The sequence below is a fragment of the Nocardioides sp. genome (assembly GCF_036374615.1).
Classification (GTDB): Bacteria; Actinomycetota; Actinomycetes; order Propionibacteriales; family Nocardioidaceae; genus Nocardioides.
Window position 1 is genome coordinate 1 of the sequence record NZ_DASUTK010000149.1, and the last position, 7,458, is coordinate 7,458.

At 71.2% G+C, this 7,458-nt stretch carries 10 protein-coding genes; 3 read left to right on the forward strand and 7 right to left on the reverse strand.

What is annotated here, in order from left to right:
- The coding region (locus tag VFZ39_RS11620) for a DUF3117 domain-containing protein (protein WP_330865925.1) at positions 1 to 146 on the reverse strand (146 nt) is incomplete at its 3' end.
- Positions 147 to 291: 145 nt separating this feature from the next.
- On the opposite strand from VFZ39_RS11620, the gene VFZ39_RS11625 reads away from it, so the two are divergent.
- Positions 292 to 1,059 carry a PaaX family transcriptional regulator C-terminal domain-containing protein gene (locus VFZ39_RS11625; protein ID WP_330865916.1) on the forward strand — a complete coding sequence of 256 codons (768 nt, stop codon included), beginning with the start codon at positions 292 to 294 and terminating at the stop codon, positions 1,057 to 1,059.
- Between the two features lie 41 nt (positions 1,060 to 1,100).
- Positions 1,101 to 1,892 carry an enoyl-CoA hydratase/isomerase family protein gene (locus tag VFZ39_RS11630; protein ID WP_330865917.1) on the forward strand — a complete coding sequence of 264 codons (792 nt, stop codon included), beginning with the start codon at positions 1,101 to 1,103 and terminating at the stop codon, positions 1,890 to 1,892.
- Positions 1,893 to 1,898: 6 nt separating this feature from the next.
- Here the strand turns inward: VFZ39_RS11630 and VFZ39_RS11635 are convergent, their stop codons facing one another.
- The 5 genes from VFZ39_RS11635 to dapE are packed head-to-tail and all read right to left on the reverse strand — an operon-like array spanning position 1,899 to position 5,248.
- On the reverse strand, positions 1,899 to 2,693 hold the full coding sequence (locus VFZ39_RS11635) for a M14 family zinc carboxypeptidase (protein ID WP_330865918.1): 795 nt from the start codon (positions 2,691 to 2,693) through the stop codon (positions 1,899 to 1,901).
- On the reverse strand, positions 2,690 to 3,115 hold the full coding sequence (locus VFZ39_RS11640) for a hypothetical protein (RefSeq protein WP_330865919.1): 426 nt from the start codon (positions 3,113 to 3,115) through the stop codon (positions 2,690 to 2,692). Before VFZ39_RS11640 ends, VFZ39_RS11635 begins: the two co-directional genes overlap by 4 nt.
- Positions 3,116 to 3,130: 15 nt before the next feature.
- Positions 3,131 to 3,415, reverse strand: coding sequence for a DivIVA domain-containing protein (locus VFZ39_RS11645; protein WP_330865920.1), 285 nt, complete (start codon positions 3,413 to 3,415; stop codon positions 3,131 to 3,133).
- 13 nt (positions 3,416 to 3,428) lie between these two features.
- The gene (locus VFZ39_RS11650) at positions 3,429 to 4,184 is read right to left on the reverse strand and encodes a TIGR00730 family Rossman fold protein (protein WP_330865921.1); all 756 of its coding nucleotides are present in this window, start codon (positions 4,182 to 4,184) and stop codon (positions 3,429 to 3,431) included.
- Entirely contained in the window at positions 4,181 to 5,248 is a 1,068-nt protein-coding gene (dapE, locus tag VFZ39_RS11655) for a succinyl-diaminopimelate desuccinylase (RefSeq protein WP_330865922.1), read from the reverse strand. The genes VFZ39_RS11650 and dapE overlap by 4 nt, the downstream gene beginning before the upstream one ends.
- 63 nt (positions 5,249 to 5,311) lie before the next feature.
- Between dapE and VFZ39_RS11660 the strand changes: the two genes are divergently transcribed.
- Entirely contained in the window at positions 5,312 to 5,908 is a 597-nt protein-coding gene (locus tag VFZ39_RS11660) for a hypothetical protein (protein ID WP_330865923.1), read from the forward strand.
- 13 nt (positions 5,909 to 5,921) lie between these two features.
- Here the strand turns inward: VFZ39_RS11660 and VFZ39_RS11665 are convergent.
- Positions 5,922 to 7,458: class I tRNA ligase family protein (locus tag VFZ39_RS11665; protein ID WP_330865924.1), on the reverse strand; the 1,537-nt coding region annotated here is incomplete at its 5' end.

Below are 7,458 nucleotides of genomic sequence, written 5' to 3' on the forward strand. Positions count from 1 at the left end.
GCCTGGCGGAGCGCGGTGGCCTCGTCGGCGTTGAGCTCAACGACCAGCCGGCCGCCACCTTCGAGCGGGACCCGCATCACGAGTCCGCGCCCTTCCTTGGTGACCTCCAGCGGACCGTCGCCCGTCCGGGGCTTCATCGCCGCCATCCGCGCACCTCTTCCTAGTACGTAACGTCTGGACCGTCCGAATCTCGGACCCGGCGGTCGGATGCCGCACCATTATCCCCTATGGCCGGGTGATCGGCGCCACAGCCCCGGAGTTGTGAGGGCGACGGACTGGCACACTCTGTTCATGCATGCGCGGTCCGCGTTGTTCGACGTCTACGGTGACCACCTGCGTGGCCGGGGCAGCCAGGCACCGGTCGCCGGGCTGGTGCGGCTGCTCGATCCGGTCGGGATCCAGGCGCCTGCGGTGCGGACCGCGATCTCGCGGATGGTGTCGGAGGGGTGGCTGGAGCCGGTCCGGTTGCAGGCCGGCCGCGGCTACCGGGCCACCGATCGCACCATCCGCTGGCTCGACGACGTCGGCGCCCGCGTCTACCGCCGCGTGCGGCGGACGTGGGACGGCACCTGGCACCTGGCGCTGGTCGAGCCACCGACCAGCCGCCCGGAGCGGAACCGGCTGCGGGCCGACCTGTCCTTCATCGGGTACGCCGAGCTGACACCGCACTCGTGGGTGAGCCCGTTCGCGCGGACCGAGCTCGACGAGGTCCTCGCGCGCGCCGGGACGACCGCACGGCATGTGTGGTCGGAGCGGATCGAGCCGAGCCCGCTCGACGCCTGGGACCTGCCCGAGCTCGCAGCGGCGTACGAGCGCTTCATCCGGGAGGCCGGTGCGCTGTTGCGTGGGTTGTCGCCGGACACCAGCGACGAGGACGCGTTCGCCGCCCGTTTCCAGATGGTGCACGAGTGGCGGAAGTTCCTCTTCACCGACCCGGGGCTCCCCGACGAGCTGCTGCCTCACGACTGGCCCGGCCGGGAGGCCGCCGAGCTGTTCACCAGCGAGGCCGACCGGCTCAAGCCGGCGTCCGAGCGGTTCCTCGCGAAGTGCCTCGACTGAGCCGGAGGCCCGGGGCGACCGGGGTCGGGCAGACTCCCTTCATGACCTCACCTGTGCTGCTGGACGTCACCGACGGCGTCGCCACCATCACCCTCAACCGTCCCGACGCGATGAACAGCCTCGACGTGGCGACGAAGACGGCGCTGCTCGAGACCGTCCGCGCGGTCGCGGACGACCCGGCGGCGCGGTGCGTCGTCCTCACCGGTAGCGGCCGGGCGTTCTGCGTCGGTCAGGACCTCAAGGAGCACATCGAGATCCTGCACAGCGAATCAAGCGACGACCTCTTCCGCACGGTGGACGAGCACTACAACCCGATCGTGACGGCGATCGCCACGATGCCGAAGCCGGTGATCGCGGCGGTCAACGGGGTCGCCGCCGGGGCGGGCGCGAGCCTGGCCTTCGCCTGCGATCTTCGGTACCTGGCGGCAGGCGCGGGGTTCAACCTCGCGTTCGCGAACGTCGCGCTCTCCTGCGACACCGGGGCCAGCTACCACCTCCAGCGACTGGTCGGGAGGGCGAAGGCGATCGAGCTGCTGTACTTCCCGCGTACGTTGTCGGCGGAGGAGTCCCTCGACCTGGGGCTCGCCACCGCGGTGGTCCCCGAGGACGACCTCGGCTCCGCCGTCGGCGAGGTCGCGGCCCGGCTGGCGGCCGGCCCTACCGTGGCTCTCGGGGCGATCCGCCGCTCGGTCGCGTACGCGGCGGGCCACTCCTTCGAGGAGGCCATCGCCTTCGAGAGCCGGATGATGGCGGAGACCGGCGCGACCCAGGACCACGCCGCCGCGGTCGCTGCCTTCATCGCCAAGGAGAAGCCGACGTTCCGCGGCCGCTGAGGCGAGCTACCTCACGCGCTCGAGCTGCTGGCGACGCGCGTCGAAGACCCTCAGCACCCGTCGCGGGGCGATGACGCGCATCATCCGGCGGCTCGGGTCGGCGCCGTACTCCACCGTGAGGGCCGCGCCGGAGAACTTGTGGTTGTACCAGGAGGTCATGGTGCCGTGGCAGACGCCGCCGCAGGTGAACGTCTTCTTGGGCAGCTTCAGGATGCGGGCGACCTTGCGTGCGAACTTCTTGTTCTTGGTGTCGAGGTCGACGCCGTACAGCGGCTGGTGGAAGCTCAGGATCCGGTGCGGCCGGATGTCCTTCAAGAACCGGACCATCGCCCTGGTCTCGGGCTCGGACTTCGGGTGCGGGCCGCTCTCGTAGGGCCCGTCGAGGTTCGCCCACTGGTAGGGGTAGTTGCGGTTGAGGTCGACCCCGTGGGCGTTCTTCCGGGTCCGGGCGGCCAGGCCGTCCGGGTTGTAGGTGGGCACGACCCACAGGTCGACGCCGCTGATCGGCGCGCCGTTCCGCAGCGACAGGAGGATCCGGCGGGGGCGTGCCTCGTCGCCGTGCATGGTGGAGATCAGCACCACGCGGAACTTCGACTTGTCGCCGAGGCGGTAGGCCATGATCTTGCGGCCCTGCACCGACTCTCCCAGCTTGCGCTTGGAGAGCACGGCGTCGTCGGCGTCGGCTGAGGCCGGGGCGACCGGCAGCACCAGCGCAGCGACGATCAGGGCGAACCCGGCCATGAGTCGCGGGACCAACCGCCGGACCGGTCGCAGGACCAGCCTCGTGGCGGCCGACGTCATACGAGGGACTCGGCGTAGGCGTAGGTGAAGACGAGGACGCCGACCAGCATCCCCACGTGCGCCAGCACCGACAGCCCCGGGCCCTCGGACCAGGAGTCCTCCATCGCCTCGACCGCGTGCCGGCCGCGGCTGGGCAGCCAGCGGACCAGGACCAGTAGCCCGGCCACCGTCACGACCCACCACAGGGCGATGCCGATGATGCCGGCAAGCTCGCCCCCGACCGGGGAGTCGTCCGGCGCGACGAGGTACGTGACCCACACGGCGAGTGCGAGAACGCCCGCGCCGGTGTGGATGTTGAGCAGTGCCGAGCCGACATCGGCGCGGCCGGCTCCGTGCTCGGAGCCACCGAGCCGGAGCCGCGTCAGCACGACCACCACGGCCGCCAGGGCCGTGAGGATGTAGACGATGATCTCGACGGACACGGGAGGCAGTCTGCCTCAGTCGGTAGGACGGTCGCCATGACCGTTCGGGCGTGGCGACGCGGCATCACGCTCCGCCGCGAGCCGGTCGAGGAGCGCGTCGACCTCCGACATCCGGTAGCCGCGGAAGGCCAACGAGAACCTGACCCGGCGCAGGTCGTCGGCACCCAACGGACCGGTGGCCGGCACCACGGCATCGGGCCGGTCGTCGTACGCGCGGCTGATGGGAGTCCCGCGGCCGGCGGCGACCACCGCGACGCCGCCGAGCGCCAGCACCAGCAGGATCGCGAACACCCAGGTCATCTCCGGACCCTCCTCACTCCGCCCGCCGGGCGGGCGGATTCGGCATCCGACCCTCGCGCGCGGCGACCATGATCGCGACGGCTTCCTCGACGTCGTCGGTCGGGACGATCATCTCGAGGTCGGCCTCGTGGATGTTGCCGTCGGCGAGAACGGTCTCGCGCAGCCAGCCGAGCAACCCCGCCCAGTAGTCGACGCCCAGCAGCACGACCGGGAACGACGTGACCTTCCGGGTCTGGACGAGCGTGAGCGCCTCGAAGAGCTCGTCGAAAGTGCCGAGCCCCCCGGGGAGGACGACGAAGCCCTGCGCGTACTTCACGAACATCGTCTTGCGGGCGAAGAAGTAGCGGAAGTTGATGCCGACGTCGACGTACTCGTTGAGTCCGGCCTCGAAGGGGAGCTCGATGCCGAGCCCGACCGAGAGGCCGCCGGCCTCGCTGGCGCCCTTGTTGGCGGCCTCCATCGTGCCCGGGCCACCGCCGGTGATGACCGCGAACCCAGCCTCGACGAGCGCGCGGCCGAGCTGCTCGCCCTTCTCGTACGCCGGGTGATCGGGCTTGGTCCGGGCCGACCCGAAGACGCTCACTGCCGGACCGAGCTCGGCCAGCGCCCCGAAGCCCTCGATGAACTCCGCCTGGATCCGCAGCACCCGCCAGGGGTCGGTGTGGACCCAGTCGGTCGGGCCACGGGAGTCGAGCAGGCGCTGGTCGGTCGTTCCCTCGTCGACCGCCTTGCGCCGCAGGGTCACCGGGCCCTTGAACTTGCTCCTCACGACTCGCCTCCCAACCAGCGGCGAAGCTCTCGCTCGCAGGTCTCGATGTGCGCCATCGGGACGTGCTCCTCCTGCTTGTGGGCGAGCATCGGGTCGCCAGGGCCGAAGTTCACCGCGGGCACGCCGAGGGCGCTGAAGCGCGCGACGTCGGTCCACCCGAACTTCGGCCGGACCTCCCCACCGACCGCCTCGACGAACGCCTTGGCCGCCGGCAGCCCGAGGCCGGGCACCGCGCCCGGCGCGCTGTCGCGCACCGTGACCTCGTAGCCGTCGAAGAACTCGCGCAGGAACTGCTCGGCTTCGGCCTCACTGCGGTCGGGGGCGAACCGGTAGTTGACCGACACGACGCACTCGTCGGGCAGCACGTTTCCGGCGACTCCCCCCGCGATGAACACCGCGTTGAGCCCCTCGCGGTACTCCAGGCCGTCGATCAGCGGCCGGCGCTCCTCGAACGCGTTGAGTCGCGTCAGGACGTCTGCAGCGCCGTGGATGGCGTTGACGCCCTTCCAACTGCGGGCGGAGTGGGCCCGTTCGCCGACGGTCGTGACGTCGACCCGCATCGTGCCCTGGCACCCCGCCTCGACGATCGCGCCCGAGGGTTCCATCAGGATCGCGAAGTCGGCGACCATCAGCCCCGGGTCGCTCTGCGCCAGCAGGTTGAGGCCGTTGAACTCGGCCTCGATCTCCTCGGCCTCGTACAGGATGTAGGTGACGTCGCGGTTCGGCTCGGGGACGGTCGCCGCGAGCCGGAGGATGACGGCGTCGCCGCCCTTCATGTCGCACGTGCCGAGCCCGTGCAGCACGCCGTCCTCGCGGCGGGCCGGGAGGTTGTCGTTCAGGGGCACGGTGTCGAGGTGGCCCGCGATCACGACCCGCTCGCCACGGCCGAGCTCGGTCCGGGCCACGACCGTGTCGCCGCGGCGGGTGACGGTGAGATGCGGCAGCGCGCGGAGCGCGACCTCCACTGCGTCGGCGATCGCCCGCTCGTTGCCGCTCACCGACTCGATGTTGACCAGCTGCTCGGTGAGCGTGACGGCGTCGGCGGACAGGTCGAGGGTCGTCATGGCCCCATCCAACCAGCCTGCTCGCGGACCGCGGGCACTACGCTCCCACGCGGGAGGTGGGACATGGAGGGCACGGGGAGCTTCCTCGCGGAGCCCGAGCCGACGGAGCAGGCGCGCCAGCTGTACGCCGAGGACCTCGACGGCGACGGGTACGTCATGAACCTGACCCGGGTGTGGGCGCACGCGCCGGCGGTGCACGACGGCATCGTCGACCTGCTCGGCTCCGCAGCATCGGCCGGCGACCTGACGTTCCGCCAGAAGGCCATCCTGGTCAGCGCCGCGGCCTCCTCGATGGGTGACTCGTACTGCTCCCTGGCCTGGGGCACCCGGCTGGCCGGGGTGGTCGACGACGAGACGGCGGCCGGGGTCCTGACCGGCGACGACGCAGGGCTCGACCCGGCTGAGCAGGCGCTGGCCCGATGGGCGCGCGCGGTCGCACGCGACCCGAACAGCACCACGTCCGCCGACGTCGACGCCCTCCGCGCCGCCGGCTTCAGCGACGAGCAGATCGTCGCCGTCACGGCGTACGTGGCTGGCCGGATCGCTTTCTCGACTGTCAACGACGCCCTCGGCGCGCGCCCGGACGCCGAGCTCCTGGAGCGGGTGCCGGAGGCGGTGCGAGCCGCCGTCGACTGGGGCCGGCCACCTGTTCAGAACTGAGTCGCCCAGCGAATCAGGTCCGAGCGACCCGTACGTCGGTCTCCGCCGCCTCCTCGAACGCCACGGTGTCGGCCAGTGTCTCCCGGGCGAGCAGCTGCTCGTGCGTGCGCGCGGCGGCCAGCACCTCGGCCGGGCCGGCCACGACCAGCGAGATCCGGTCGGAGATGTCGAGCTCCGCGTCGCGCCGGGCCTGCTGCACGGAGCGGATCAGGTCGCGGGCGACGCCCTCGGCCTCGAGCTCGGGTGTGGTGCTCGTGTCGAGCACGATGAAGCCGCCGCGCGGGAGCACGGCCGTCGCCGCGTCCGCCGAGTCCTCGCCCGCCACGGTGTCAAGCGCGAACTCTCCGTCCACCAGCGGGATCCCGCCGCAGATCACCGTGCCGTCGTCGGCCACCGACCAGTCCCCGCTCTTGGCGGCGCGGATGACGGACTGCACCTCGCGCCCCAGGCGGGGGCCGGCGGCCCGCGCGTTGACGCTGAGCCGCTGCTGAACGGCGTACGCCGCCGCCTCCTCGGAGCCGGCGTCGACGAGGTGCACCTGCTTCACGTTCAGCTCGTCAGCGAGGATCGGCTCGAACCCGGCCAGGGCCGAGGTGTCGTCGACCACCAGCGTGAGCGACGCCAGCGGAAGCCGGGTGCGCAGCTGGTGGGCCTTGCGGAGCGCGAGCCCGGCCGAGGCCACGTCGCGGACCACGTCCATCGCCTCCACGAGAGCGTCGTCGGCCGGCAACACCTCGGGATCGGGGTAGTCGGTCAGGTGCACCGACCGCCCGCCGGTCAGACCGCGCCACACCTCCTCGGTGGTGAGCGGAAGCAGCGGTGCCGCCGCCCGACACACGGTCTCCAGGACCGTGAACAGCGTGTCGAACGCCTCCGGGCTCTCGTTCCAGAACCGGTCGCGCGAGCGACGGACGTACCAGTTCGTGAGCACCTCGATGAAGGTGCGGGTCGAGTCGCAGGCGTTCGCGACCTCGTAGTTGTCGAGCTGCTCGGTCATGGCCGTGACGTACTGCCGCAGCTTGGCGAGCACGTACCGGTCCATCGGGTGCTGCGAGTGCTCGGCCGCCGACGCGTCGTACCCGGCCCCGCCGTTCGCCGCGTTGGCGTAGAGCGCGAAGAAGTACCACGTGTTCCAGAGCGGGATCAGCACCTGCCGCACCGACTCGCGGATGCCGCGCTCGGTGACGATCAGGTTGCCGCCACGCAGGATCGGGCTCGACATCAGGAACCAGCGCATCGCGTCGGCGCCGTCGCGGTCGAACACCTCGGACACGTCCGGGTAGTTGCGCAACGACTTGCTCATCTTCTGCCCGTCGTTGCCGAGCACGATGCCGTGGCTCAGGCAGTTGCGGAACGCGGGCCGGTCGAACAGCGCCGTGGCCAGCACGTGCATCGTGTAGAACCAGCCGCGGGTCTGGCCGATGTACTCGACGATGAAGTCGCCGGGGTAGTGGTCCTCGAACCAGTCGGCGTTCTCGAACGGGTAGTGAACCTGCGCGAACGGCATCGACCCGGACTCGAACCAGCAGTCGAAGACGTCGGTGACGCGG

Excerpts from the sequence above, each read along its gene's own strand:
- VFZ39_RS11625 (WP_330865916.1), top strand. The coding sequence starts at position 292 with ATGCATGCGCGGTCCGCGTTGTTCGACGTCTACGGTGACCACCTGCGT.
- VFZ39_RS11630 (WP_330865917.1), top strand. The coding sequence starts at position 1,101 with ATGACCTCACCTGTGCTGCTGGACGTCACCGACGGCGTCGCCACCATC.
- VFZ39_RS11635 (WP_330865918.1), bottom strand. The coding sequence starts at position 2,693 with ATGACGTCGGCCGCCACGAGGCTGGTCCTGCGACCGGTCCGGCGGTTG.
- VFZ39_RS11645 (WP_330865920.1), bottom strand. The coding sequence starts at position 3,415 with ATGACCTGGGTGTTCGCGATCCTGCTGGTGCTGGCGCTCGGCGGCGTC.
- dapE (WP_330865922.1), bottom strand. The coding sequence starts at position 5,248 with ATGACGACCCTCGACCTGTCCGCCGACGCCGTCACGCTCACCGAGCAG.
- VFZ39_RS11660 (WP_330865923.1), top strand. The coding sequence starts at position 5,312 with ATGGAGGGCACGGGGAGCTTCCTCGCGGAGCCCGAGCCGACGGAGCAG.